The organism is Streptomyces sp. NPDC007088, from assembly GCF_042869355.1.
Taxonomy (GTDB): Bacteria; Actinomycetota; Actinomycetes; order Streptomycetales; family Streptomycetaceae; genus Streptomyces.
The window spans coordinates 292,955-316,286 of the sequence record NZ_JBIAFO010000001.1; the positions used below are offsets into that span (position 1 = coordinate 292,955).

Consider the following 23,332-nt stretch of genomic DNA (forward strand, 5'->3'; position numbering starts at 1 on the left):
TCAGTCTCCGGCAGTGAAGGTGACGGGCAGTCGGGCGGCGGGGGCGCCGGTGGGCGGGACCTGGAGGGTCTTGAGGGCGAACTCCATGACCTTCTTGTAGATGGGCCCGCAGATCTGCCCGCCGAAGTAGCTGCCCTTGGTGGGGTTCTGGATCGCGCAGTAGACGGTCACGCGGGGTTTGTCGGCGGGGGCGAAGCCGGCGAAGGAGGAGGTGTAGCCGCGGTAGCGGCCGGTCTTGGGGTCGACCCGGTTGGCGGTACCGGTCTTGCCCGCGACCCGGTAGCCGGGGATGCGGGCGAGGGCGCCGGTGCCCTCCTCGTCGTCGACGACCGATTCGAGCATCGTGGCCAGGGTCCGGGCGGTCTTCTCGCTGACCACCCGGGTCTTCTCCGGCTTCTTCGCGGGGACGAGGCGTCCGTCCTCGCCCTTCGTGCCGCGCACCAGGGTCGGGGCGATCCGCACCCCGCCGTTGGCGATGGTCGAGTAGACGGAGGCGGCCTGCATCGCGTTGATGGACAGCCCCTGCCCGAAGGGGATCGTGTACTGCTGCGAGGTGGACCACTTGTCGGGCGGCGCGAGGATGCCCGGGGTCTCGCCGGGGAAGCCGAGGCCGCTGGCCTGGCCGATGCCGAACTTGTGCAGGTAGGAGTAGAGGACCCGGTTGGCCTCGGGCTGCGTTGTGCCGAGCTGCCCGGTGGCGAGGATGGTGCCGATGTTCGAGGACTTGGCGAGCACCCCGTTGAGGGTGAGCTGCCAGGTGGGGTGGTCGACGTCGTCCTGGAAGAGCCGGTCGCCGCGGTGCAGCCGGTTGGGCACCGTGACGTGGGTGCCGGGGGTCGCGGCGTTCTCCTCCAGTACGGCGGCCATCGACATGATCTTGCTGGTGGAGCCGGGTTCGTAGACGTCCTGCAGCGCGGGGTTGCCCAGGGCGTTCACATCGGCCTTGGAGAGGTCGTTGGGGTCGAAGCCGGGCGCGTTCGCCATCGCGAGCACCTCACCGGTCCGGGTGTCCTGCACTATCACGTACCCGCGGTCGGCCTTGGACTTCGCGACCTGTTCGCCGATCGCCTGCTGGGCGGCCCACTGGATGTCGCGGTTGAGGGTGAGTTCGATGTCCTCGCCGGGGACGGCGGGTTTCTCGCTGCCGCCCGCGGTCGGTACCTGGCGCCCGCCCGCCTGGGCGAAGCGGATCTGTCCCGGGGTGCCCGAGAGGTCCTTGTCGAGCTGGGCCTCCAGTCCGCCCGCGCCCTTGCCCTCGGAGTTGACCCAGCCCAGTGTCCCGGCCGCGAGTTCGCCGTTCGGGTACACCCGCTTGCTGCTGGACTCCTGGAAGATCCCGGCGAGCACGCTGGGCGCGGCCTTGGTGGCGCGTTCGGCGAAGGCGGTCTTGAGGTCCTTGATCTGGGTCCACACCTGGGGCGTCCGGCGGCGCGCCAGCATGACGTACCGCACCCCGCCCCCGGTGCGCAGCTTCTCGGCGACGGTCTTCTCCTCGACGCCGAGGATCGGGGCGATCAGGGCGGCGGCCTGCTCGGGGGCGTCCTTCACCTTGGTCTGCTCGGGGCTGAACATCGTGGGGTCGGCGGTGATGTCGTACGCGTCGACGGTGGTCGCGAGCTCCACTCCGTCGCGGTCGGTGATGGCCCCGCGTTCCGGGGCGATCTCGCGGCTGACCACGCGGTTCTTCTGGGCGGCGGTGGTGAACGAGCCGGCGTCGACGACCTGCACCTGGAGCAGCCTGCCCACGAAGACGGCCATGACGAGGGTGAGGCCGAGGCCGACCATGCGCAGCCGGGGGCGGGGGCTGCCCAGCCGGATGGTGCGCGGTCCGCTCCGTCCGCCGCGGGGCCGGCCGCCGCGCGGGGCGGCGCCCGGGTCGGGGCGCCGGGGCGGGCGGGGGCCGGGACGGCCGGGGCCGCCCCGTTCCCCGGTCCTCGCCGGTTTGGGCACCCTGCGCCGGGGCGGTTCCCTGTCGGTCACGGCGTCACCTGCTGGAGGTCGGGGGCGAGGACCACCCGCCCGGGGTGGACACGACGGAGGGGGGAGGGACGAGCGGGGACGGGACGGGCGCGGACGGAGCGGCCGGGGCGAGGGGCGCGCCGCCCGGCACCGGAGCGGCCGGGGAGGGCTGGGGCGCCAAGGCGTCCGGGGCGGCGGGCGCCTCCTCTAAGGGGGACACCTCCTCGGAGGGGGACGCTTCCTCAGAGGGGGACGCCTCCTCGGAGGGGGAGGGCGAGGGGCTGTCCCCCGGCCGGCCGGCGAGCTGCCGCAGCGCGGAGTCCTCGGGCGCGGCGGAGGGCACTCCGCGCACGGTGCCCTCGGGGCCGAGGAAGGCGGGCGTGCCGCCGGGCACCATGCCGAGTTCGGCGGCGCGGCGGGCGAGGGCGTCCGGCGCCGCGTAGCCGTCCACGTCCCGCTGGAGTTCCTGCTGCTCGTCGGTGAGGTCGGTGGTCTGCTTCTTGAGCCGGCTCAGCTGGAAGGAGCCCTCGTTGAGCGAGGAGTTGAGCACGAGGAGGGTGATCAGCCCGCCGCCGAGCAGGAGGACGACGAGCAGGACGAAGGGGGCACGGGCGGCGCCGGAGGAACCCGTGGGCAGCAGCCGGGCGAGGGCCGCGCCCCGGCCGCGCAGGGGTTTCGCGGTCACAGCGCCTCCTCGCGGATGCGCTGCGCACCCCGCAGCCGTGCCGGTGCGGCCCGGCGGTTCTCGGCGACCTCTTCCTCGGTGGGCAGCTCGGCGCCCCGGGTCAGCAGTTTCAGGCGGGGCTGGTAGCGCTCGGGGACGACGGGCAGTCCGGGGGGCGCGGTGTTGGCGGCCTTGGCGGCGAACACCTGCTTGACGAGCCGGTCCTCCAGCGAGTGGTAGGACAGCACCGCGATCCGGCCTCCGACCGCGAGCGCGGAGACGGCCGCGGGGATGGCGCGTTCGAGTACCGCGAGTTCCCCGTTGACCTCGATGCGCAGCGCCTGGAAGGTGCGCTTGGCGGGGTTGCCGCCGGTGCGTTTGGCGGCCTGCGGCAGGGCGTCCCTGATCAGCTCGACGAGCCGGGCGCTGCCCGTGAAGGGCTCCTTCTCGCGCTCGCGCACGACGGCCGAGACGATCCGCTTGGCCTGCTTCTCCTCGCCGTAGGCGCGCAGGATGCGCACGAGTTCCCCGGGCGGGTAGGTGTTGAGGACCTCGGCGGCGCTGATCCCCGTCGACTGGTCCATCCGCATGTCCAGCGGCGCGTCCTGGGCGTAGGCGAAGCCCCGGCCGGCCTCGTCGAGCTGCATCGAGGAGACCCCGAGGTCGAACAGGACGCCCTGGGCGCGGGGCAGTCCGAGCCGGTCGAGGACCTCGGGCAGTTCGTCGTAGACGGCGTGCACGAGGGTGGCCCGGTCGCCGAAGGGCGCGAGGCGTTCCCCGGCGAGGCGCAGCGCCTCCTTGTCCCGGTCGAGGGCGACGAGGCGGGCGGCGGGGAAGGTGTTCAGCAGCGCCTCGCTGTGGCCGCCGAGGCCGAGGGTGCAGTCGACGACGACCGCTCCGGGTTCGGCGAGGGCCGGGCCGAGCAGGTCGAGGCAGCGGCGGAGCATGACGGGGACATGGCGCGGGCCGGCCGCCCCGGCGGCGGGGGTGTCCGGCGCGGCCGCCGGCGCGTCCCGCCGCGGCGCCCGCGGACCGGGGGTGGTCCGCTGCGTGACGCCTTCCGGCGTCTGGTCCTCGTGCATATGTCGCCCGTCACCCTCGTCGGAAGGCGCTTCGCGCCCTGGCATCGCGGCCCTCCCCGGGCGGTGTGCGCGGCGGGACGTACGGGCTGGTCCCCTCCCGCTCAGAAGGGGATGTGGCCCGCGCGCGCCGCTGGGGCGAGCGCCGGCCGGAACGGGAGGGGGCCGGGCCGTACGTACGCGCCGCGCTGTGCGCCTCGTGGAGGTTGTTCCCGGACAGGTCCGGCACGGCCGGGATTCTCCGGGAAGCACGGGACTGCGGCAGTCCAGCGGGTGTCCGGGTCCCGCTTCGCGCCACTTTAGTCCACGGTGTCGCCCGGTCAATCAACCGGCCTGCGCGTCGCGGAGCCCCCGGCGCAGGTCCGGGGCCCCTTCCCCTCACCCGGTCGGCGGCCCGCCGGCCGGGGCGCCGGGCAGGGGGCGGGGGCCGGCCGGGCGCCGGTGCGCGCACCGGCGCGGGCGCCGCGCGCACGGGCGGGCCCGCGCGCGGCGGGCGGACGGGGCCGGGGGGACCGCCCCGACAACTCCCGGCGATCTTCTTTGTGCGCTCCCACCGCATGACTGGCCCCCGCGCACCGATTACCGTCTTAGTCATGACGCCTTCCGCACCCTCCTCCGCCGCTGAGCAGCCGATACGCACGGACAGCACGGTCACCGACCGTCTCGTGAACGCCAACCGCCACTACGCCGACGCGTTCACCGACCCGGGGATGGACGCCCGCCCGGTTCTCAAGGTCGCCGTCGTCGCGTGCATGGACGCCCGGCTCGACCTGCACGCGGCGCTCGGCTTGGAGCTGGGCGACTGCCACACGATCCGCAACGCGGGCGGCGTGGTGACCGACGACGTGATCCGTTCGCTGACCATCAGCCAGCGCGCCCTGGGCACCCGCAGCGTGGCCCTGATCCACCACACCGGCTGCGGTCTGGAGTCCCTGACCGAGGACTTCCGGCACGAGCTGGAGCTGGAGGTCGGGCAGCGCCCCTCGTGGGCGGTCGAGGCCTTCGCGGACGCCGAGCAGGACGTGCGGCAGTCGATGCAGCGGGTGCGCACCTCCCCGTTCCTGCTCCACACCGACGACGTCCGGGGCTTCGTCTTCGACGTCACGACCGGTCTGCTGCGCGAGATCGACCCGGCGGCCTGACGCCTCCGTGCCCGGTACGGGCGGGCCGGGCACGGTCGCGCGCCTCCTCCCCGTACGCCACACCCGCCTCCGGTACGCCACATCCGTCTCCGAAAAGCCACGAAGACCCGACATTCCCCCCTGAGTTGTCCGCAGGCGAGTGACACGAACCGAGAACGGCAACAAGAATGCGGTGGGGACCCCCGTGCGGAACCATTTCCGCACGGCGTCCGTATGTCGGGGTGGGCCGGTCCGTCCGGAAGGACCGCGGCCCGGTATTGGGGTGAACCCCCGCTCCCGTGGAGCGGGGGGCAAAGGCCGAGGAGGGCCGGGTGACGACGTATGACGATCGAGCGAGCCTCACGGATCTGACCAGCACCGCCGAACGGGTGCGTGCCGCGGTCGAGAGCGTGATCGAGGGCAAGCCGGAGGTCGTACGGCTGTCGCTGACCGTCCTGCTGGCCGGGGGCCACCTGCTCATCGAGGATGTACCCGGTGTCGGCAAGACGATGCTGGCGAAGGCGCTGGCGCGGTCGGTGGACGCCTCGGTGCGGCGCATCCAGTTCACGCCCGACCTGCTGCCCTCGGACATCACCGGGGTGTCGGTCTACGACCAGCGGCGCAAGGACTTCGAGTTCAAGCCCGGGGCGATCTTCGCGCAGATCGTGATCGGGGACGAGATCAACCGCGCCTCCCCCAAGACCCAGTCGGCGCTGCTGGAGTCGATGGAGGAGCGCCAGGTCACGATCGACGGGCGGACCTACGAGCTGCCGAGCCCCTTCATGGTCGTCGCCACGCAGAACCCGGTGGAGATGGAGGGGACGTACCCGCTGCCCGAGGCGCAGCGGGACCGTTTCATGGCGCGCGTGTCGATGGGGTACCCGGCTCCGGAGGCGGAGCTGAAGATGCTGGAGTCGCACGGCGCGCTCTCCCCGCTGGAGGACCTCCAGCCGGTGGCGCACGTGCACGAGATCGCCAAGCTCATCGAGGCGGTGCGTTCGGTGTACCTCGCGCAGGACATCCAGCGGTACGCCGTCCAGCTGGTCAACGCGACGCGCAACCACCCCGAGCTGCGGCTCGGTGCCTCCCCGCGCGCGACGCTGCACCTCGTGCGCGCGGCGAGGGCCTCGGCCGCGCTGGCCGGCCGCGAGTACGTGCTGCCCGACGACGTGCAGGCCCTGGCCGTGCCGGTGCTCGCCCACCGTCTGCTGCCGACGGCGCAGGCGCAGCTGGGCCGCCGGACCTCGGAGCAGATCGTGAGCGACCTCGTGCAGCAGACGCCGATCCCGGACTCGGGGCCGCGCGGGGGTGTCCCACAGGCCGCCGGCGTGGTCCCGGCCCCGGCCTCGGCCGGCTCGCCGTTCCGGCGCCGTCCGCCGGGGGACCGGGCGCTGTGACGGGCGCCGAGGCGCAGGGGCCGCGGCCGGAGCGGGAGGACGGCCGGGGGCCGGTGCGCACCGCGCTGTCCGGGCTCACCACGCGCGGCCGGTCCTTCCTCGCCGCCGGGGTGGCCGCCGCGGTCTGCGCGTACGTGCTCGGGCAGGAGGACCTGCTGCGGGTGGGGCTGCTGCTCGCGGTGCTGCCCCTGGTCGCGGCCCTCGTCCTGTACCGCACGAAGTACCGGGTGACGGGCAGCAGGCGGCTGACGCCCTCCCGGGTGCCGGCCGGTGCGGAGGCCCGGGTGCACCTGCGGGTGGACAACGTGTCGCGGCTGCCCACGGGACTGCTCATGCTCCAGGACCGGGTGCCCTACCAGCTGGGCCCGCGGCCGCGGTTCGTACTGGACCGGGTGGAGGCGGGCGGCCGGCGCGAGGTCTCCTACCGGGTGCGCTCGGACCTGCGCGGGCGCTACCCGCTGGGCCCGCTTCAGCTGCGGCTCACCGACCCCTTCGGGATGTGCGAGCTGACCCGTTCCTTCTCGGCGTACGACACGCTCACGGTGATCCCCGCGGTCGAGCCGCTGCCGCCGGTGCGGCTGTCCGGCGAGTGGGCCGGGTACGGCGACGGGCGCGGCCGCTCCCAGTCGCTCAGCGGCGAGGACGACGTGATCCCGCGCGGCTACCGGCACGGCGACGACCTGCGCCGGGTCCACTGGCGCTCCACCGCGCGGTACGGGGAGCTGATGGTGCGCCGCGAGGAGCAGCCGCAGCGGGCCCACTGCACGGTGCTGCTGGACACCCGGCGTCTCGCGTACGAGGGTTCCGGACCGGACTCGGCGTTCGAATGGGCCGTCTCGGCCGCCGCCTCGACGCTGGCCCACATGCTGGAGCGCGGTTTCGGCGTGCGCCTGCTGACCGACGAGGGCGGGGCCTCCGCCGGCGAGGGCGCGGACGGTTTCGCGGGTACCGGGCAGGACGCGGCCGAGTCGGCGGGCCTGCTGCTGGACACGCTCGCCGTCCTCGACCACTCGGACGGGGCGGGCCTCTCCCGGGCCTTCGACGCGCTGAACGGTGGCGCGGAGGGGCTGCTCGTCGCCTTCCTCGGCGAACTCGACGAACAGCAGGCGGCGATGGTCGCCCGGATGCGCCGGCGCAGCGGGGTGGCGGTCGCCTTCCTGCTGGACGGCCCCGGCTGGGACCTCACCGGGGAGCTGATGGACGTCCCGGACACCAGGGAGCGGCGGGCGCGCGGCCTGCGCGAGGCGGGCTGGACGGTGGTGGACGTGGACCGGGGCGCGGCGCTGCCCGAGCTGTGGCGGCGGGCGGCCGGCCGGCCGTACGAGCCGGACCGGGTCACGGTGCCGGGCCAGGGCGGCTGACGAGGGTCCGGGGCGTACCGCGACAGGTGCGGGCGGCCCGGGACGGGGCGGGGGCCGGGGCGGTCCCCGGTCGGGGTGGATCGAGGCGGGGAGCGGAAGATGAGCGGTCGCGGGCGGCTCGCGGTGTGCGCGGCGGTGGCGACTGTGCTGTCGGCGGGGGCGCTGCTGCCTCTGGTGCAGACGTACGAGTGGCTGTTCGAGGTGGCGTTCCTGCTGGCCCTGGTGGTCGGGGCGGGGGCGCTGGCCCGGCGGGCCTCGCTCTCCCGCCCGCTGACGGTGCTGATCCAGTCCCTCGTGACCGTGTTCCTGCTGACCTTCTCCTTCGTGCGGGACCAGGCGCTCGCCGGTGTCGTGCCGGGGCCCGCCGCGGTGGAACGCTTCTGGCTGCTGCTCCAGGCGGGGCGGCACGACGTGCAGAGCTATACGACGCCGGCCCCGCTGACCGACGGCATCACGCTCATGCTCGTGGGCGGGGTCCTGGTGATCGGCCTGCTGGTGGACTTCCTCGCGGTGACGCTGCGGGCGGCCGGGCCCGCCGGTCTGCCGCTGCTCGCGCTGTACTCGGTCGCGGCGGGGCTCTCGCAGGACGGTTCGGGCTGGTGGTGGTTCCTGCTCGCGGCGGGCGGCTATCTCGTGCTGCTCCTCTCGGAGGGTCGGGACCGGGTCGCGCAGTGGGGGCGGGTCTTCGGCGCCGCTCCGCGCGCGGCGGGCCGTCCCGGTCCGGGCGCCGGGCGGGGGGCGACGGCGCCGCTGCGCACCGGCCGCCGGATCGGCGTACTCGCGCTCGGTGTCGCCCTGGTGGTGCCGCTGGCGCTGCCCGCGCTGGACGGCGGTCTGCTGGACGGGCGGGGCGGGGGCGGCCGGGGCAAGGGCGGGACGGGCACGATCTCGGCGGTCAACCCGCTGCTGTCCCTCCAGAACAGCCTGAACCAGCCCGAGGACCGGGAGGTGATGACGTACCGCACGGACAGCGAGAACACCCAGGACATGTACCTGCGGATCGTGTCCCTGGACGAGTTCGACGGCACGTCCTGGTCCCCGTCGGAGCGTCGCATCGTCGACGTGCCCGACACCCTGCCCGCACCTGCCGGACTGGCTCCGGGCGTCGACACCGCGCAGGTGCGCACCCGGGTCAAGGCGGCGGGCTGGTACGCGCAGGACTGGCTGCCGATGCCGTATCCCGCGACCGGGGTCCAGGTCGACGGCCGCTGGCGCTTCGAACCGGAGGGCCGCACCCTGGTGGGCGAGCGCGGGCAGACCACCCGCGGCGCGGACTACGCGGTGACGAGCCTGGAGGTACGGCCCACCGCGCGGGAACTGTCCGAGGCCCCGCCCCCGCCGCCCGACGTGGCCCGGGTCTACACCCGCACCCCGGGCAACCTCCCCCCGGTCGTGGCGCGGACCGCGCGGCAGGTGACGCGGGGCGCGGACAACGACTACGAGCGGGCCGTCAAGCTACAGGACTGGTTCGCCTACGACGGCGGCTTCACGTACAACACGCAGGTCAGGGCGGGTAGCGGCCCGGAGGCGATCGCGCGCTTCCTGAAGGACAAGGAGGGCTTCTGCGTCCACTTCGCCTTCTCGATGGCGGCCATGGCCCGGACGCTGGACATCCCGGCGCGGGTGGCGGTGGGCTTCACCCCGGGGACGAGCGTGGGCGAGGGGCGGATGTCGGTGGGGCTGCGCGACGCGCACGCCTGGCCCGAGCTGTACTTCCAGGGCGTGGGCTGGACGCGCTTCGAGCCGACGCCGAGCCGGGGCTCGACCCCGGAGTACACGCAGCCGGAGACGCCGTCCAGCGCGGCCAGCGATCCCGCGCTGCCCCGCCCCTCCGCCTCCGCCGGGCCCTCCGAGGAGCCCTCCGCCTCGGAGACGGGCTGCCCGCCGGCCCTGCGCCACCAGGAGGACTGCTCCTCCTCGACGACCGCGGTGACCGTCGGCTCCTCGGGCGGCGGCACCTCGGCGGGCGCCGTGGCACTGATCGTGCTCGCGGCGGTGCTGGTCCTGCTGCTGCCGTTGTCGCCGATGCTGTGGCGCCGCAGGGTGCGGGCGCGGCGGCTCTCCTCCGCGGTGGGGCGCTCCCCCGAGGCGCTGGCCGGCCGGACGCTGGCGGCCTGGCAGGAGGTCGTGGACACGGCCTGGGACCACGGGATCGCACCGGACGAGGCGCTGACCCCACGGGCGGCGGCGGCCCGGATCGTCCGTCTGGGGGAGCTGGACGGGCCGGCCGCCGAGGCCGCCGGGCGACTGGCCGTCGCGGTCGAACAGGTCCGGTACGCGCCCCGGGCCGAAGCGGTGCCGGGGCTGCCGGACGAGGTGCGCCGGGTGCGCGCGGGCCTGCGGGCCGGGTGCGGGCGCCGGGCCCGCTGGCGGGCGGAGCTGGCCCCGAGGTCGGCCGTCCGGGTGCTGTGGGCCGTCTCCGACCGCCGGTCCGCGCTGGCGGAGCGGCTGCGGTGGCGCCGGCCGCGCACGAGCTGAGAGCGGCGCGCGGGAGGGGTGGGGCCCACGCGGAACGGGACGGGGCGCCACGGTCGACCGGGGCGACCGGGCCGCCCGGCGTCCGGGCCCCTGGCGGATCGGGCGGTCGCGCGACGGCTGCGGGCCTCGCCGCGCACGGAGACCGCGTTGCCCGCGTCGCGCGGGGCCACGCCTCGCGCGGGGCCCAGCACGCGTAGGCAGGCCGTAGGCACGGCGCAGGTCACCCCGGCCGGTAAGGCGGAACGGGGCCGGGCCCCTGCCAGGTGCCCGCCCCCGGACACACGAGATCGGCGGACGCCCTCAGGGCGCCCGCCACATGTCGTTGTGCGGAGCGGGGCTCTCGGCTGCTACTGCCCCTGCTCGTCGCGGCGGCGCTGCCACCGCTGTTCGATGCGGTCCATCACGCCGCGACGCTGGCGGCCGGAGCGGCCACGTCTTCCGGCGGGCTGTCCGGCGGGCGCCTGCCCCTCCGCGGGTTGTTCGCCCGGCTTGGGGGCCTTGCGCCATCCGGTGACCGCGAGCACCGCACACCCCAGCATGACGAGGAATCCCACCACACTGATCCAGATCCACTGCGCGACCATTCCGGCCATGAGGAGCGCGATCCCCACGAGGAAGCCCGCAACCGCCTGATACACCCGGCGACGGGTGTACGTGCGCAGCCTGCTTCCCTCAAGCGCCGTCGCGAATTTAGGATCTTCGGCGTACAGCGCTCGCTCCATTTGCTCGAGCATTCGCTGCTCGTGCTCCGAGAGCGGCACGGAGTCCTCCTCATCGTGCAGTCGCCGGGGCGACTGGGGGTCCCCTTCAGGATAGGCAGGGAATCGCCCCCGTGAAACCCGCCCCTCTACGCCAATCCGCCAGACGCAACCGGCCACGCGCTCCGGGTCCGCCGAAACAGTCAGTTGCACCCAACGTTCCCCGGGATCTGGGGCGTCATGCCGATTGGACTCCTTCGATCATACGGCGCGCACGCCCGGTTCGGAGGGTCGAGGAAACAGCCCGTGCGCCACTTCCGCGCTGATCAACGGCGTGAGCGAGGACGGAGCGGGGCCTTCCTGCCCTTTGTGCCCCGTCTTCTCACCGGGGCGTGCCGGACTTCTCCCCGAGTACGTGCAACTGGGTGGCGACGGAATGGAACTCCGGGAGGGCGGCCGCGGCCGATTCGAGCTTCAGCAGGGCGTCCAGCGCGCCGGGCTCGGTGTCCACGAGCACCCCCGGCACGAGATCCGCGAAGACCCGCACGCCGTGCACCGCGCCGACCGTCAGTCCCGCCTCGCCCACAAGGGAGCCGAGCTGCCCGGCGGTGAACCGGTGCGGCACCGGGTCGCCCTCGCCCCAGCGCCCGGCGGGGTCCGTCAGGGCGGCCTTGGCCTCGCTGAAGTGACCGGCCAGCGCGCGGGCGAGGACGGCCCCGCCGAGCCCCGCGGCGAGCAGGCTCAGGATGCCGCCGGGACGCAGCGCGGCGACGACGTTGTCGAGACCGGCCGCCGGTTCCTCCAGGTATTCGAGGACGCCGTGGCACAGCACGACGTCGTAGCCCTCGCGCTCCACGACGTCGAACAGGCCGTGGACGTCGCCCTGCACTCCGCGCACCCGGTCGGCCACCCCCGCCTCCGCGGCCCGGCGCTCCAGGGCGAACAGGGCGTTGGGGCTCGGGTCCACGACGGTGACCCGGTGGCCGAGCCGGGCGACGGGGACGGCGAAGTTACCGGTGCCGCCGCCGGAGTCCAGGACCTCCAGGGCCGCTCCCTGGGCGTTCTTGACGCGGCGGTCCAGGGCGTCCTTGAGGACCTCCCAGACCACGGCGGTACGGAGAGCGGCGCGGGGGCGCATCGGGTCCGGCACGGCAGGCGACTCCTCGGCGCGGCACCCGCCGTCGGGGGCGGGGCGTGATCGGGTGCGGGTGCTGCCCACCCTATTGCCTCGTGGGGGTCGCCCCCGCACGGCCCGGAGCCGCCTCCGGGGTCCCGGGGGCGGAGGGCAGACCGACGAGGCGCTGCACCAGCCGGAGGAACACGGCCGCCTCGCGCAGCAGGTCGGCGGCCTCCCGGGGGCCCGCCGCCCCCGCGATCCCCGCCTCCGCGCGGGCCCGGCGCTCGGCGCCCGAGGCGAAGAGGTCCGCCCACTCGGCCAGCTCGGGAGCGATCTCCGGGAGGACCTCCCACACGCTGCGGATGCGCCGGCGGGCCCGCTCGGTGGGCTCGGGACGGCCGCGGACGGCGAGCACGGCGGAGGCGGCGCGCAGAGCGGCGAGGTGGGCGGCGGCGTACCGCTCGTTCGGCTCCCGCGCCCCGGCGGCCTCGGCGAGGCCCGCGCGGGACTGGGCGAGGAGGTCGAGCGCGGCGGGCGGCGCGGCGGAGCGGCGCAGGACGGGGTGCACGTCGGTGGCGCGGTGGTCGGCCGCCGCGAGCCCTTCCGGGGCCTTCGCCTGGCGCGGGACGGCCGTGATCGCGGCCGGTCCCGGGGCGGCCTGGAGCGTGGACGGGGCGGCGGTGCTGGTCCTGCGGGCCATGACGAACCTCCTGTCGTCGAGCGGTGGCGGCGCGGGGCCGCCGGTGCCCTTCCTGTCCCTGGTGCCCCCATCGTGAAGTACGCCACTGACAATCCGTCCCGACCTGGACGTTTCCCTCTTTCCGGGGACCCGGTGGCCAGGGAACCGCACAGCCGTGCGCATACTTTTGAACTGACCGGTCAGCACAAAAACAGACGACGGAACGCGAGCGGGGGCGGGGAGCCGAGCCATGAACGGTGACAAGAGCACCGAGACCACCGGGATCACCAAGGGCACCGGGACCGCCGAGCGCACCGGAAGCGCGGTGGACGGGCCGGAAGCGGCGCCCGGACGGGATCTCGCGGGTGACGCTCCCGCCGTGGACGCGGAGCACACGCCCCGGGGGCGGGCGCGCGGCGCCTCGCTCCTCCTGCGCGGCCTCGGGATGAAGGGGCCGCGCGGCTGGGTGTTCCGGGGGCTGTGGCTGGACGCCGCCGCGGGCTCCCTGGTCGCGGTCGAGGGCCCGTCGGGCAGTGGCCGTACCTGTCTCCTGCTCGCGCTCACCGGCCGTATGCGCACCTCCGAGGGCGACGCCCGGGTCGGCGGGCACCCGCTGCCCGGACGGCTCGCGGCGGTGCGCCGGATCAGCGCGCTCGGACCGGTGCAGGGGGTCAGCGAGCTGGACCCGGCGCTCACGGTGGCCGAGCACCTGCGCGAGCGGGCGCTGCTGGAGCGGCGGTTCGGGGCCTCGCCGGGCCTCGTGGGCACGGACCGGCTGCGGCCCGGCCGCCGGCGCGCGGCGGTGCGGGCGAGGGCCGGGGAGTGCCTGGCGGCGGCCGGACTGGACCTCGGCACGCTCCCGAAGGGCGCGCGGACCGCCGTACGGGATCTGGAACGCGTCGAGGCGCTGCGCCTGGCGCTGGCGCTGGCGCTGTTCGGCCGGCCCCGGCTCCTCGCGCTGGACGACGTGGACCTGAAGCTGTCGGACGCCGGACGCGCCGAGGTCTGGGAGCTGCTGCGGGGCCTCGCACGAGACGGGACGACGGTGCTCGCGGTGTGCAGCGAGGCCCCGGCGGACGCGCTCGTCCTGCGCACGGGCGCCCCGTACCCGGACGGCTCCGGGGAGCCCGCCGCGTCCGGGGAGGGGTCCGCGCGCGAGGGCGAGGACCACGACGGCGACGACGAAGGGCAGGACAGCGATGCGCTCGCCACGACTCGCCGCGCTTGAGCTGAAGCGGTTCGGGCGGGGCCGGCTGCCCCGCGCGGCGCTCGTCGCGCTCCTGCTGCTGCCGCTGCTCTACGGGGCGCTGTACCTGTGGTCCTTCTGGGACCCCTACGGCAGGCTCGACAAGATCCCGGTGGCGCTCGTCAACGACGACACGGGGGCGCGGGCGAAGGGGCAGAAGGTCGAGGCCGGGCGGCAGATCGTGAAGGGGCTGCGCGACAGCGACACCTTCGAGTGGCACGAGGTGGACGCGCGCGAGGCCAGGGAGGGCGTGGAGAGCGGCAGGTACTACCTGTCGCTGACGCTGCCCGGGGACTTGAGCCGCAGGATCGCCTCGGACGCCGGCGAGTCGCCCTCGACCGGGGCCCTTCAGGTGCGGACCAACGACGCGAACAACTACATCGTCGGGCAGATCTCCCGCACGGTGTTCTCCGAGGTGCGCTCGGCGGCCTCGACGCGGGCGACCCGCTCCTTCCTGGACCGCATCTTCGTCTCGTTCTCCGACCTGCACGACAAGACCGCGAAGGCGGCCGACGGCGCGGACCGGGTCAAGGACGGCACGGACCGGGCGAAGAAGGGGGCCGGGGAGCTGGTCTCCGGCCTCTCGGACGCGAAGGACGGGAGCAGCGACCTCGCGGGCGGTCTCAGCCGGCTGACGAAGGGCGCTCAGGCGCTGGAGAGCGGTTCGGGGCAGGTCGCCGACGGGACGGGCCGGCTCGCGGGCAAGGTCGGCGGGGTCGCCGACACCGTACGGCCCTTCCTCAAGGACAACGAGGGCACGATCGCGGACTCGGCGCGGCTGGTGGCCGACGGGGCGGGCGTGGTCCGCTCCCACCTGGGGACGCTGACGAAGGAGGCGCCCAAGGCCGCCGAGGCCGCGCGCACCGCCTCGGACACCCTCGCCTCGGTGTACGCGGACCGGTGCGGGCCCGGTGTCCGGACGCGGCCGGCGGCCACGCCCGCACCCACGTCGTCCACACCGCCCTCCCCCACCGCGTCGTCCGGCCCGGACGCGGCCTGTCCCGAGCTGCGGAAGGCGAAGGACGCGGCGGCCGAGGTCTCCCGGATCGCCACCGGCCTGAACGGGGTGGTGGGCGACCGGAAGGGGGACTTCTCGAAGCTCGACGGGCAGCTCGCGACGCTCCAGAAGCAGGCGCGGGAGCTGGAGCGGCACGCCCCGCACCTGGACGAGGACCTGGACTCGGCCGTCGCGAGGATCGACAAGCTGAACTCGGGGGCCCAGCAGGTCGCCAAGGGGGCCGCGACACTGCGCCGGGGGCTCACGAAGGCGGGTGACGGGGCGGACACCCTGGACCGGGGCGTGGGCCGGCTGGAGACGGGCGCCACGGATCTGGACGGCGGTCTCTTCAAGCTCGCGGACGGCTCGGGCACCCTCGCGAACGGCCTCCACGACGGGGTCGGGAAGATCCCGGACTACGACAAGGACGACCGGGACCGGCACACGGACGCGATGTCCGACCCGGTGCGGCTGGCCTCGCAGTCCCTGCACCGCGCGCCGAACTACGGCACGGGTTTCGCCCCGTACTTCATCCCGCTCGCGCTGTGGGTCGGGGCGATGGTCGCGTACATGCTGATCGCCCCGCTCAACCGCCGGGCCCTGGCGAGCGGCACCCCGGCGCTACGGGCCGCGCTCGCGGGCTGGCTGCCGGTCGTCGTGCTCGGTTTCGCGCAGGTGGGGGCGCTGATGGCGGTACTGCACTGGGCGATCGGACTCCAGATGCTGTGCGCGGCGGGCACGATCGGCTTCCTGTGCCTGGTCACGGCGTGCTTCGCGGCGATCGTGCAGTGGCTCAACGCCCAGTTCGGGGCGGCCGGGCGCATCCTGGTGCTGGCGCTGCTGATGCTCCAGCTCACCTCGGCCGGCGGTACCTACCCGGTGCAGACGAGCCCCGCCTTCTTCAACGCGCTGCACCCCTTCCTGCCGATGAGCTACGTCGTGGAGGCGCTGCGGCGGCTGATCACGGGCGGTGGCCTGGGTCCGGTGTGGACGGCCTGCGCGGTGCTGTCCGCGTTCACGGCGGGGGCGCTCGCCCTCACCGTGTGGCGGGCGCGGCGCAGTCAGGTGTGGACGGTGGAGCGGCTGCACCCGGAGCTGAGCCTGTGAGGCGGCCGGGGCCAGCGGCGCCTGTGAGAATCAGCCGCATGGACAGCAGCAGCGCACGGCGCGAGGCCACCCGGCAGAAGCTCTACGAGGCGGCGGTCACCCTGATCGCCGAGCAGGGCTTCTCGGCCACGACGGTCGACGAGATCGCCGAGCGGGCCGGGGTGGCCAAGGGCACCGTCTACTACAACTTCACGAGCAAGGCCGGTCTGTTCGAGGCGCTGCTGCGGCACGGGGTGGGCCTGCTCACCACGGCGCTGCGGGAGGCGGCGCGGGAGGCGAAGGAGCGGGGCGGGGCGACCGTCGGCGCGCTGGACGCGATGGTGCGCGCGGGGCTCGTCTTCATCGACCGCTATCCGGCCTTCACCCAGCTGTACGTCGCGGAGTTGTGGCGCACCAACCGGGCCTGGCAGTCGACGCTGCTGGTGGTGCGGCAGGAGGCGGTCGCGGTCGTGGAGCGGGTGCTGAGCGAGGGCGTGGAGGCCGGGGAGCTGAGCGCGGAGATCGACATCCCGCTGACGGCGGCGGCGCTCGTCGGGATGGTGCTGGTCGCCGCCCTCGACTGGCAGTCCTTCCAGCCGGAGCGCTCGCTCGACGAGGTGCACGCGGCCCTGTCGCTGCTGCTCCAGGGCCGCGTGAGCGGGCGCCTGGGCTGAGCGGGGAGGCGGGCCGGAGTCCCCGGCGGGTGACCGGTGTGCGCTCACCCGCCGGGACGACCGCGGGCGCCGCGCGGTCCGCGCGGACGCCCCGGGCACCGCGCCGTTCCGCCGCCCCGTGTCGGCGGTCCGGTGCGAGCGCCCTTCCCCCGCGCCCCACACTCTGCCGTCCGCGCAGGTCACGGCCCATCCGTGCGGCTACTCATCCCTGCGTCTAGGTATCCGTACTCAGGGCGGTGTCCGGTGGGCGCTCCGGTGCGGGCGCGGTCGGCAGGGGCGGGGCGGACTGTCGCGGGCGCCGGATAAAGTCCCTGGCATGGCACGGATTGTGGTGATCGGCGCGGGTCTCGGCGCGATGTCGGCGGCGGCCCGGCTGGCCGTCGCGGGCCACCGGGTGGTGGTGCACGAGCGCGCGGCGACGTACGGCGGGGCGCTGGGAGAGTTCAGGCGGGAGGGCTTCCGTTTCGACACCGGTCCCGGTCTGCTGACGCTGCCCGCCGTGCAGCGCGACCTGTTCCTGAAGACCGGCAAGGAGCCCCTGGAGTCCCTGGTCCCCCTGGAGCAGGTCGAGCCGGCCGCCGCGCACCAGTTCGCGGACGGCACCACTGTCTCGCTGCCGAACGCCTCGCGGGCCGGGGTCGCCCAGGCGCTGGACGCGGCGCTCGGCACGGGCGCGGGGGCGCGCTGGTCCGCCTTCATGGACCGCGCGCGTGAGGCGTGGGACCGGTCGCGCCGTCCGCTGCTGGAGGAGACGCAGTGGCCCAACTGGCAGGTGCTCGCCGAGCGTGAGCCCTATCCGGCGCCCGGCGTGCGGCGGCTGCTGCGCCGCGAGCGGCACGCGAGCACGCTCGCGGAGGTCGGTGCCCTGGAGCTGCGGGACGCCCGGCTCGCGGCGCTGCTGGAGCAGTACGCGCTGCTCGCCGGTCTCGATCCGCGCACGGTCCCGGCGAGCGCGGCGGTCCTGCCGTACGTCGAGCAGACCTTCGGCGTGTGGGCGGTGCGCGGGGGCTTGCGCGCCTTCGCGGGCGCGCTGCACGAGCGGTGTGTGCGGCGGCGGGTGGAGTTCGTGTTCGGCTCGGAGGTGACGGCGGTCCTGGAGAAGGACGGCCGGGCGGCCGGGATCGAGACGGCGGACGGCACGCGCGTCGAGGCGGACCACGTGGTGGCGGGGGTGGCCCCCGAGGTGCTGGAGCGGCTGCTCGCCAACCGCTCCCCGTGGCCGGCCGACGGGGTGCCCGTGCGGCGCGGCGGCGGCAGCAGGCTCCTGGTGTTCCTGGCGCTGCGCGGCGCCCGCCCCGAGAGCGCCGCCGTCCGCACGGTGCTGCACACCCCGGACCGCGCGGCCGAGTTGGGCGCCCTCTTCGACGGGCCGGGCGCGCTGCCGCCCGCGCCGACGCTGACGGTGCTGCGTCCGGGCGACGCCTCGCGGGTGCCGGACGCGGAGCACGAGGCGGTCACGCTGAGCCTGACGGTCCCGGCCGGCGCGCGGGTGCCCGAGTCGTACGTCGCGGGGCTGCTGGAGCGCGCGGAGGCGGCGCTGCCCGGTCTGCGGGAGCGGCTGCTGTGGTACGAGACGCGCGCCCCGCAGGACGCGGCGGAGGCGACCGGGGCGCCGGGCGGCGCGGTGCCGGCGCCGTCCCTCGCGGCGGGCGGGGGCCGTTTCCTGTACCCGTCGAACACCACGGCGCTGCCCGGTCTGTACGCGGTGGGCGGCTGGGCGCACCCGGGCGGCGGCCTCCCGCACGCGGGCATGTCGGGCGCCCTGGTGGCCGGACTGATCGTGGAGGGGCCGCAGTTCAAGGGCTCCTACTGAGGCGCGCGGCCTCTTGGTGAGGCCGCCCGGCGCGCGGCATGAGGGGGCGCGGCATGAGGGGGCGCGGCGTGAGGGGGCGCGGCGTGAGGGGGCGCGGCGTGAGGGCACGTGCCCCCAGCCGCGGCCTCAGTACTGCCGCCCCTGCCCGTCGCCGCCGCCGTCCCAGTAGCCGGTCTGGCCGGGGTACTGGACGTAGGGCTGCCCGGGTTCGTCACCCGCGCGCTGCTGCGGGACCCAGACTCCCCCGGGCGGGGTGTCCGGGGCGTAGGTGGCCTCGGGGCCGGGGTTCGCGTCGGCCGGGTAGCCGTACCCGTACCCCTGCGCGCCCGCCGCCGTGGCGTACGGGTCCTGTGCGGGCTGTCCCGGGGCGCCCGTGGCGTAGGGGTCGCCGTACGCGGCATAGGGCTGCGCGTAGCCGTGCTGCGCCTGTTCCGCGCCCCAGGGCCGGCCCTCGCCCTGCCCCGCCTCGGGTCCGTACCCGCCGGGGGCGTACGTGCCCGTGTCGTAACCGCCGTACGGGACATAGGCGTAGTCCCCGGTGTCGCCCCGGGGTGCGGTGAAGGACTCGCCGAAGGGGGAGGCGGTGCCGAAGGAGCCGGTGTCGTAGGAGGCCGCCGCCTGGGAGGCGGTGTCGTACGCGGCGGTGGCGGGGGCGTGGCCGGGCGCGTCCCCGAAAGCGGAGAAGGACTCGTGCCCGGACGTCTGGCCGAAGGCGGCGAAGGACTCCGAGGTGTCCGCGTAGGACTGTGCCTGCGGCGTCTGCGTGGAGGCCGGGGCGGCGGGGACGGCTTCGAGGACCGCGGTGCCCTCGAACTCGCCCGAGGCGTCCTGGCCGCCGTCCTGTCCGCCGGCCGGTGCGGGCCCGTGGGCCGCCTGGACGCCCTCGTTCTCCAGGCGCAGGTCCGAGACCTCCAGGGTCGGGCGCCCCGCGCCGCCGCGGCGGCGTTTGCTGGCCCCGGGTTTGCCGCCGAGGGACCAGCCGGCGGCGAAGCCGCGCCGGAAGGACAGGGTCACGAGGGTCTGCCCGGTGGCGAAGGCGATCGCGCCCAGCGCGATGACCACGACGGAGGGCAGCAGCACGCCGAGGACGACGAGGAGGAAGCCGCCGAAGGCGAGCAGCCGCCAGCGCAGCCGTGCCTTGTACTGGAGCAGCACCTCCCCCAGCAGCCACAACGCCACGACGGCGAAAGCGAGATAGAGGACCGCCCAGCCCATGTACGCCCCTCTCCCCGGCAGCCTCCGGGCCGCGGGTTCGGCAGATCAGGGCCTGTGGTGGGGCAGGCCCAGATTCTCGTGGATCTCCAGAGTCGCCGTGGAGTTGTTCAGCGTGATGAAGTGCAGACCCGGCACGCCTTCGGCGAGCAGTCGCGCGCAGAACTCCGTGGCGAACTCGATTCCCAAGGAGCGTACAGCCGCCGGGTCGTCTTTGGCGGCGAGCATGCGTTCTTTCACCTCGTCGGGGAACTGCGCGGTGCTCAGCGAGGAGAGTCTCTCCAGTTGCCGGACGCTGGTGACCGGCATGACCTCGGGAATGATCGGGGTGTCACAGCCCGCGGCGGCGAGCCGGTCGCGAAGGCGCAGGTAGGCGGTGGGGTCGAAGAACATCTGGGTGATCGCGTAATCGGCCCCGGCCCGGCACTTGTCGACGAAATGGCGCACGTCGGAGTCCCAGTCCTCGGAGCGCGGATGCATTTCCGGGAAGGCGGCCACACCTACACAGAAATTGCCCGATTCCTTGATGAGCCGCACCAGTTCGGCGGCGTACAGCAGGCCGTCCGGGCGCGCCACCCAGTCGCCCATGGGGTCACCGGGCGGATCGCCGCGCACGGCGAGGATGTTGCGGATTCCGGCGTCGGCGAACTGGCCCACCATATTGCGCAGCTCGGCGACCGAGTGCGAGACGGCGGTCAGATGGGCGACCGGGAGCAGGGTGGTGTCCTCCGCGATCCGCTGGGTCGCGCGCACGGTGCCCGAACGGGTCGTGCCGCCCGCGCCGTAGGTCACGGAGACGAAACTCGGGGAGACGGCCTCGACGCGGCGCAGCGCGTTCCACAGGTTGCGCTCGCCCTTCTCGGTCTTCGGCGCCCAGAACTCGAAGGAGTACGACGGTTTGCCGCTCGCGAGCAGGTCACGGACGGTCGAAGCGTCGGAGGTCCAGGTGGATGCGGTGCCGAGGGCCATAACGGGAAGGGTAGCCAGAGCCGGGCCCCGGCAGCCTCCTCCTTGGGGGTTTTGTCCGTTAAGCGGACTTCTTGTCCACGCCTCGGACGGTCGTGGACAGCCGGGGACGGTCCCGGAGGCGTGCGGGGCGCGGATCGCGAGGGACCGGAGTGGCCCGTGTCTCAGCTCCCGAAGACCCTGGAGCCACATGGAGCCACATGGAGCCACATGGAGCCACAGTGCACGAAAACCCCGGAGCCTCAGTTCCCCGTGGCCCCGGTCCGGCGGCCCCGCCCCTCCGCTCTCAGATCTCCCGGTCCCCGTTCTCGCGCAGTCGCCGCGCGAGGTGGGCGGCGGCGGCTCCCGGGTCCTCGGCCTCGGTCAGGGCCCGGACCACGACGACGCGGCGCGCGCCGGCGGCCAGCACCTCGTCGAGGTTGTCCGCGTCGATGCCGCCGATCGCGAACCAGGGCCGGGTGGTGCCGAGCGAGGCGGCGTACCGCACGAGGGAGAGCCCGGGGGCGGGGCGGCCCGGCTTGGTGGGGGTGGGCCAGCAGGGCCCGGTGCAGAAGTAGTCCGTCCCGTCCTGGACGGCCGCCGCGGCGGCCTCCGCCTCGGAGTGGGTGGAGCGGCCGATCAGCGTGCCGGGCCCGAGGATCGCGCGGGCGGCGTCCACCGGGAGGTCGTCCTGGCCCAGGTGCAGGACCGGTGCGCCGGCGGCGTGCGCGACATCGGCCCGGTCGTTGACCGCGAGGAGGGCGCCGTGCCTGCGGCACGCGTCGGCGAAGACCTCCAGGGCCCGCAGTTCCTGGGCGGCCTCCAGGTTCTTGTCCCGCAACTGGACGATGTCCACGCCGCCGGCGAGCACGGCGTCGAGGAAGGCGGGCAGATCGCCCTGCCGTTCGCGCGCGTCGACGCACAGGTAGAGACGGGCGTCGGCGAGAGCCCGCCGGGCGGCTGCGGCGGTGTCGGACTGCGCGGTCATGGGACGGTCCCCCCGGGGAAACGGTGGGCCGGGCGGTCCGGTTCACCCGGCCCGCCCGGCCCCGTGTGCGGCGTGAGAGGCGGCGGCACACCACCGCCGTCAGCTGTCGGTACGGCTCAGACGGCGAGCGCCTGGGCCCGGCGCTTCACCTCCGTGCCGCGATTCTCGCTCAGTGCCTGGGCGGGGGTGCCCGGCAGGGTCGGGTCGGGGGTGAACATCCACTCCAGGATCTCCACGTCGTCGAAGCCGTCGTCGCGCAGCACCGTGAGCAGTCCGGTGAGGCCCTTCACGGTGTGGTCGCCGTCGAGGAGCGCGGCGGGCACGTGCAGGGCGCGGTTCTCCCCGCGGCGTACGGCGATGAGCTGGCCTTCCTTCACCAGTTGCCGCACCCGGGTCACCTCGACGCCGAATCGTTCGGCGATGTCGGGAAGGGTGAGCCACTCGCTGACGAGCGCTTCGGTCTTGGCATCAATCTCGGTCACGGGGACAAGCGTGCCATCCCGGACCGACAGGCGGTAGCCGGGAGGGCGCCAGGAGGGACGGCGGCGGCGGAAAGGGCCTGGTCAGCGGGTGGCGGCCTTGAGCGGGCGGGCCGGGTCGGCGAGCGCCCCGGGGTCCATCGCCGCGCCGGCCGCGATGAGCTTGCGGCCCTGGGCGAGGTCGCGGGGGCGGCCCACGGCGAGGACCGCGACGAGCCGTTCCTCGCGCAGCCAGCACACCGCGTACGCGGTGGTGGCGGGGTCGCCGCGCCACACCGTGGTGTCGGCCTGTTCGTGGTGTCCGGCGTACTGCACGAAGTGCCCGAACTGCTCGGACCAGAAGTACGGGACGGGGTCGTAGGGGCCGGCCTCCTCGCCCGCGATGCCGGCGGCCACCGTGTGCGGCCCCTGGAGGGCGTTGTCCCAGTGGTGGACGAGGAGGCGGCGCCCGTAGCGGCGGGAGGGGAAGGAGGCGCAGTCCCCGACCGCGTACACCCCGGGCAGGGAGGTGCGCAGGTGCTCGTCGGCGAGGACGGAGCCGTCGGGGGCGAGGTCGACGCCGGAGCCGGCGAGCCAGCCGGTCGCGGGGCGGGCCCCGACACCGACGACGACGGCGTCGGCGGGCAGGCGTTCGCCGTCCTCCAGGACCACCGCTCCGTCCTCGACCGCCGCGACGCGGGCGCCGGTGCGCAGGACGGCTCCGGCCCGCGCGTACCAGTCGGCCATCGGGGCGGCGACCTCGGCGGGCAGGGCACCGGCGAGCGGGCGTCCCGCCGCCTCGACGACGGTCACGGCGCAGCCCGCCTCGCGTGCGGCGGTGGTGAACTCGGCGCCGATCCAGCCGGCGCCGACCACGACGACGGTGTGCCGGGCCGCCAGCACCTGGCGCAGGCGGTGCACGTCGTCGAGGGTGCGCAGCTCGTGCACGTCGGGCAGGTCCGCGGTGCCGGGCAGCCGTACCGGCTGCGCGCCGGTGGCGAGGACGAGGGTGTCGTAGGCGAGCGGACCGTCCGGGGTGTCGATCTCCTGGTCGGCGGCGCGCAGGGCGAGGACCTGCACGCCCAGGCGCAGTTCGACACCGAGGGCCTCGAAGTCGACGTCGAACGCGGAGTCCTCGGCGGTGCCGAGCAGGACGGCCTTGGACAGCGGCGGGCGGTCGTAGGGGGCGTGCGCCTCGGCGCCCAGGAGCAGAATCCGCCCGGCGTATCCCTGTTCGCGCAGGGCCACGGCGGTCCGCACCCCGGCCATGCCCGCTCCGACGATCACCGTGCGTCTGTCCGCCTCGTTCTGCCTCTGCTCGCTCACCCGGTCACTGTAGGACGGGCCCCGGGGCCGGGGA

General features: G+C 74.9%; 19 protein-coding genes. 8 read left to right on the top strand and 11 right to left on the bottom strand.

Going from position 1 to position 23,332, the window contains the following annotated elements:
• Genes ACFYMP_RS01290 through rsmH form a run of 3 tightly spaced genes read right to left on the bottom strand, consistent with a single transcriptional unit; the run spans position 1 to position 3,705 of the window.
• The gene (locus tag ACFYMP_RS01290; protein WP_388848528.1) at positions 1 to 1,980 is read right to left on the bottom strand and encodes a peptidoglycan D,D-transpeptidase FtsI family protein; all 1,980 of its coding nucleotides are present in this window, start codon (positions 1,978 to 1,980) and stop codon (positions 1 to 3) included.
• Positions 1,981 to 1,984: 4 nt separating this feature from the next.
• A complete protein-coding gene (locus tag ACFYMP_RS01295) occupies positions 1,985 to 2,644 on the bottom strand; it encodes a septum formation initiator family protein (protein ID WP_388848531.1) in 660 nt (219 codons plus the stop codon).
• Positions 2,641 to 3,705: a 16S rRNA (cytosine(1402)-N(4))-methyltransferase RsmH gene (rsmH, locus tag ACFYMP_RS01300; RefSeq protein WP_388848534.1), complete on the bottom strand. Its 1,065-nt coding sequence runs from the start codon at positions 3,703 to 3,705 to the stop codon at positions 2,641 to 2,643. The genes ACFYMP_RS01295 and rsmH overlap by 4 nt, the downstream gene beginning before the upstream one ends.
• 590 nt (positions 3,706 to 4,295) lie before the next feature.
• On the opposite strand from rsmH, the gene ACFYMP_RS01305 reads away from it, so the two are divergent.
• The 4 genes from ACFYMP_RS01305 (at position 4,296) to ACFYMP_RS01320 (ending at position 10,059) form a co-directional block, all read left to right on the top strand.
• Positions 4,296 to 4,844 (top strand): beta-class carbonic anhydrase, encoded by a 549-nt coding sequence (locus ACFYMP_RS01305; RefSeq protein WP_388848537.1) that lies wholly within the window; start codon positions 4,296 to 4,298, stop codon positions 4,842 to 4,844.
• Positions 4,845 to 5,155: 311 nt separating this feature from the next.
• Positions 5,156 to 6,220: an AAA family ATPase gene (locus ACFYMP_RS01310; RefSeq protein WP_388848540.1), complete on the top strand. Its 1,065-nt coding sequence runs from the start codon at positions 5,156 to 5,158 to the stop codon at positions 6,218 to 6,220.
• A complete protein-coding gene (locus ACFYMP_RS01315) occupies positions 6,217 to 7,581 on the top strand; it encodes a DUF58 domain-containing protein (protein ID WP_388848543.1) in 1,365 nt (454 codons plus the stop codon). The genes ACFYMP_RS01310 and ACFYMP_RS01315 overlap by 4 nt, the downstream gene beginning before the upstream one ends.
• 99 nt (positions 7,582 to 7,680) lie before the next feature.
• On the top strand, positions 7,681 to 10,059 hold the full coding sequence (locus ACFYMP_RS01320) for a DUF3488 and DUF4129 domain-containing transglutaminase family protein (RefSeq protein WP_388848546.1): 2,379 nt from the start codon (positions 7,681 to 7,683) through the stop codon (positions 10,057 to 10,059).
• 347 nt (positions 10,060 to 10,406) lie between these two features.
• Here the strand turns inward: ACFYMP_RS01320 and ACFYMP_RS01325 are convergent, their stop codons facing one another.
• The 3 genes from ACFYMP_RS01325 to ACFYMP_RS01335 form a co-directional block, all read right to left on the bottom strand.
• The gene (locus tag ACFYMP_RS01325) at positions 10,407 to 10,820 is read right to left on the bottom strand and encodes a DUF3040 domain-containing protein (RefSeq protein ID WP_388848548.1); all 414 of its coding nucleotides are present in this window, start codon (positions 10,818 to 10,820) and stop codon (positions 10,407 to 10,409) included.
• A gap of 319 nt (positions 10,821 to 11,139) precedes the next feature.
• The gene (locus ACFYMP_RS01330; protein WP_388848551.1) at positions 11,140 to 11,907 is read right to left on the bottom strand and encodes a methyltransferase; all 768 of its coding nucleotides are present in this window, start codon (positions 11,905 to 11,907) and stop codon (positions 11,140 to 11,142) included.
• 70 nt (positions 11,908 to 11,977) lie between these two features.
• On the bottom strand, positions 11,978 to 12,574 hold the full coding sequence (locus ACFYMP_RS01335; RefSeq protein ID WP_388848554.1) for an SAV_6107 family HEPN domain-containing protein: 597 nt from the start codon (positions 12,572 to 12,574) through the stop codon (positions 11,978 to 11,980).
• A gap of 424 nt (positions 12,575 to 12,998) precedes the next feature.
• On the opposite strand from ACFYMP_RS01335, the gene ACFYMP_RS01340 reads away from it, so the two are divergent.
• From ACFYMP_RS01340 to ACFYMP_RS01355, 4 genes are all read left to right on the top strand, one after another.
• Complete coding sequence (locus ACFYMP_RS01340) at positions 12,999 to 13,781, top strand: ATP-binding cassette domain-containing protein (RefSeq protein ID WP_388849531.1); 783 nt, start codon at positions 12,999 to 13,001, stop codon at positions 13,779 to 13,781.
• Positions 13,753 to 15,903 carry a YhgE/Pip family protein gene (locus ACFYMP_RS01345; RefSeq protein ID WP_388848556.1) on the top strand — a complete coding sequence of 717 codons (2,151 nt, stop codon included), beginning with the start codon at positions 13,753 to 13,755 and terminating at the stop codon, positions 15,901 to 15,903. Before ACFYMP_RS01340 ends, ACFYMP_RS01345 begins: the two co-directional genes overlap by 29 nt.
• A 38-nt stretch (positions 15,904 to 15,941) precedes the next feature.
• Complete coding sequence (locus tag ACFYMP_RS01350; protein ID WP_388848559.1) at positions 15,942 to 16,556, top strand: TetR/AcrR family transcriptional regulator; 615 nt, start codon at positions 15,942 to 15,944, stop codon at positions 16,554 to 16,556.
• 316 nt (positions 16,557 to 16,872) lie between these two features.
• Positions 16,873 to 18,369: a phytoene desaturase family protein gene (locus ACFYMP_RS01355; RefSeq protein ID WP_388848562.1), complete on the top strand. Its 1,497-nt coding sequence runs from the start codon at positions 16,873 to 16,875 to the stop codon at positions 18,367 to 18,369.
• Between the two features lie 126 nt (positions 18,370 to 18,495).
• Here the strand turns inward: ACFYMP_RS01355 and ACFYMP_RS01360 are convergent, their stop codons facing one another.
• The 5 genes from ACFYMP_RS01360 to ACFYMP_RS01380 all read right to left on the bottom strand — a co-directional run bounded on the left by ACFYMP_RS01360 (position 18,496) and on the right by ACFYMP_RS01380 (position 23,241).
• A complete protein-coding gene (locus ACFYMP_RS01360) occupies positions 18,496 to 19,584 on the bottom strand; it encodes a hypothetical protein (RefSeq protein WP_388848565.1) in 1,089 nt (362 codons plus the stop codon).
• A gap of 45 nt (positions 19,585 to 19,629) precedes the next feature.
• Positions 19,630 to 20,550: a methylenetetrahydrofolate reductase [NAD(P)H] gene (gene metF / locus ACFYMP_RS01365; RefSeq protein WP_388848567.1), complete on the bottom strand. Its 921-nt coding sequence runs from the start codon at positions 20,548 to 20,550 to the stop codon at positions 19,630 to 19,632.
• A gap of 283 nt (positions 20,551 to 20,833) precedes the next feature.
• Positions 20,834 to 21,514 carry a thiamine phosphate synthase gene (thiE, locus tag ACFYMP_RS01370; protein ID WP_388848570.1) on the bottom strand — a complete coding sequence of 227 codons (681 nt, stop codon included), beginning with the start codon at positions 21,512 to 21,514 and terminating at the stop codon, positions 20,834 to 20,836.
• Positions 21,515 to 21,630: 116 nt separating this feature from the next.
• Positions 21,631 to 21,996 (bottom strand): Rv2175c family DNA-binding protein, encoded by a 366-nt coding sequence (locus ACFYMP_RS01375; protein ID WP_388848573.1) that lies wholly within the window; start codon positions 21,994 to 21,996, stop codon positions 21,631 to 21,633.
• A gap of 81 nt (positions 21,997 to 22,077) precedes the next feature.
• Complete coding sequence (locus ACFYMP_RS01380) at positions 22,078 to 23,241, bottom strand: NAD(P)/FAD-dependent oxidoreductase (protein WP_388849534.1); 1,164 nt, start codon at positions 23,239 to 23,241, stop codon at positions 22,078 to 22,080.
• Positions 23,242 to 23,332 lie beyond the last annotated feature (91 nt).

Bases quoted from the DNA above. Each gene is read 5' to 3' on its own strand.
- rsmH (WP_388848534.1), bottom strand. From the start codon at position 3,705: ATGCACGAGGACCAGACGCCGGAAGGCGTCACGCAGCGGACCACCCCC.
- ACFYMP_RS01305 (WP_388848537.1), top strand. From the start codon at position 4,296: ATGACGCCTTCCGCACCCTCCTCCGCCGCTGAGCAGCCGATACGCACG.
- ACFYMP_RS01320 (WP_388848546.1), top strand. From the start codon at position 7,681: ATGAGCGGTCGCGGGCGGCTCGCGGTGTGCGCGGCGGTGGCGACTGTG.
- ACFYMP_RS01335 (WP_388848554.1), bottom strand. From the start codon at position 12,574: ATGGCCCGCAGGACCAGCACCGCCGCCCCGTCCACGCTCCAGGCCGCC.
- ACFYMP_RS01340 (WP_388849531.1), top strand. From the start codon at position 12,999: ATGAAGGGGCCGCGCGGCTGGGTGTTCCGGGGGCTGTGGCTGGACGCC.
- ACFYMP_RS01345 (WP_388848556.1), top strand. From the start codon at position 13,753: ATGCGCTCGCCACGACTCGCCGCGCTTGAGCTGAAGCGGTTCGGGCGG.
- ACFYMP_RS01350 (WP_388848559.1), top strand. From the start codon at position 15,942: ATGGACAGCAGCAGCGCACGGCGCGAGGCCACCCGGCAGAAGCTCTAC.
- ACFYMP_RS01355 (WP_388848562.1), top strand. From the start codon at position 16,873: ATGGCACGGATTGTGGTGATCGGCGCGGGTCTCGGCGCGATGTCGGCG.
- ACFYMP_RS01360 (WP_388848565.1), bottom strand. From the start codon at position 19,584: ATGGGCTGGGCGGTCCTCTATCTCGCTTTCGCCGTCGTGGCGTTGTGG.
- metF (WP_388848567.1), bottom strand. From the start codon at position 20,550: ATGGCCCTCGGCACCGCATCCACCTGGACCTCCGACGCTTCGACCGTC.
- thiE (WP_388848570.1), bottom strand. From the start codon at position 21,514: ATGACCGCGCAGTCCGACACCGCCGCAGCCGCCCGGCGGGCTCTCGCC.
- ACFYMP_RS01380 (WP_388849534.1), bottom strand. From the start codon at position 23,241: ATGGCCGGGGTGCGGACCGCCGTGGCCCTGCGCGAACAGGGATACGCC.